The organism is Nonomuraea sp. NPDC049309, assembly GCF_043196965.1.
Taxonomy (GTDB): Bacteria; Actinomycetota; Actinomycetes; order Streptosporangiales; family Streptosporangiaceae; genus Nonomuraea; species Nonomuraea fastidiosa.
Map to the genome: position 1 here is coordinate 1 of NZ_JBICSH010000013.1, position 1,579 is coordinate 1,579.

The following is a 1,579-nucleotide window of genomic DNA, read 5'->3' on the forward strand; positions in this document are numbered from 1 at the left end:
ATTGTCCGGCGGTGACCTACTCTCCCACACCCTCCCGAGTGCAGTACCATCGGCGCTGGGAAGCTTAACTTCCGGGTTCGGAATGTAACCGGGTGTTTCCTTCCCGCCATAACCGCCGTAACCCCACGAAACAGCACACACTGGTTGCTGTCTCAGAATTGCCTAGCGGACGCGAGCAAAAACTTCATGGACAAGTCCTCGGCCTATTAGTACCGGTCAGCTCCACACGTTACCGCGCTTCCACCTCCGGCCTATCAACCCGGTCATCACCCGGGAGCCTTACCCCAACACGTGGGTGGGAGACCTCATCTCAAGGCGAGCTTCCCGCTTAGATGCCTTCAGCGGTTATCCCTTCCGAACGTAGCCAACCAGCCATGCACCTGGCGGTACAACTGGCACACCAGAGGTTCGTCCGTCCCGGTCCTCTCGTACTAGGGACAGCCCCTTTCAAGTCTCCTACGCGCGCAGCGGATAGGGACCGAACTGTCTCGCGACGTTCTAAACCCAGCTCGCGTACCGCTTTAATGGGCGAACAGCCCAACCCTTGGGACCTACTCCAGCCCCAGGATGCGACGAGCCGACATCGAGGTGCCAAACCATCCCGTCGATATGGACTCTTGGGGAAGATCAGCCTGTTATCCCCGGGGTACCTTTTAGCCGTTGAGCGACACCGCTTCCACACGCCGATGCCGGATCACTAGTCCCAGCTTTCGCTCCTGCTCGACCCGTCAGTCTCACAGTCAAGCTCCCTTGTGCACTTACACTCAACACCTGATTGCCAACCAGGCTGAGGGAACCTTTGGGCGCCTCCGTTACCCTTTAGGAGGCAACCGCCCCAGTTAAACTACCCACCAGACACTGTCCCCGATCCGGATCACGGACCAGAGTTAGACGTTCAAAACGACCAGAGTGGTATTTCACCAACGACTCCACCCGAACTAGCGTCCGAGCTTCCCAGTCTCCCACCTATCCTACACAAGACGCTCCAAACGCCAATGTCAAGCTGTAGTGAAGGTCCCGGGGTCTTTCCGTCCTGCTGCGCGTAACGAGCATCTTTACTCGTAGTGCAATTTCGCCGGGTCTGCGGTTGAGACAGCGGGGAAGTCGTTACGCCATTCGTGCAGGTCGGAACTTACCCGACAAGGAATTTCGCTACCTTAGGATGGTTATAGTTACCACCGCCGTTTACCGGCGCTTAAGTTCTCACCTTCGCCAGCTCACGCCAGCTAAGCGGTCCCCTTAACGTTCCGGCACCGGGCAGGCGTCAGTCCGTATACATCGTCTTACGACTTCGCACGGACCTGTGTTTTTAGTAAACAGTCGCTTCCCCCTGGCCACTGCGACCCCCACCAGCTCCCGCCGCAAGGACGATCACCAGCAGAGGTCCCCCTTCTCCCGAAGTTACGGGGGCAATTTGCCGAGTTCCTTAACCACAGTTCACCCGATCGCCTTAGTATTCTCTACCTGACCACCTGAGTCGGTTTAGGGTACGGGCCGCCACAACACTCACTAGAGGCTTTTCTCGGCAGCATAGGATCATCCACTTCGCCACAATCGGCTCGGCATCACATCTCAGGCA

1 rRNA gene and 1 other annotated feature (1 of these 2 cut by a window edge) are annotated in these 1,579 nt (G+C 57.6%); the gene reads right to left on the reverse strand.

Features of this window, described 5'->3' with window-relative positions:
* Positions 1 to 3 precede the first annotated feature (3 nt).
* Positions 4 to 120, reverse strand: a 5S ribosomal RNA gene (gene rrf, locus ACGFIM_RS38790).
* Between the two features lie 66 nt (positions 121 to 186).
* Positions 187 to 1,579 (reverse strand) — a sequence feature (mutual gap in cmsearch alignment for this rRNA model is longer than 100); it runs 1,631 nt beyond the window's last position.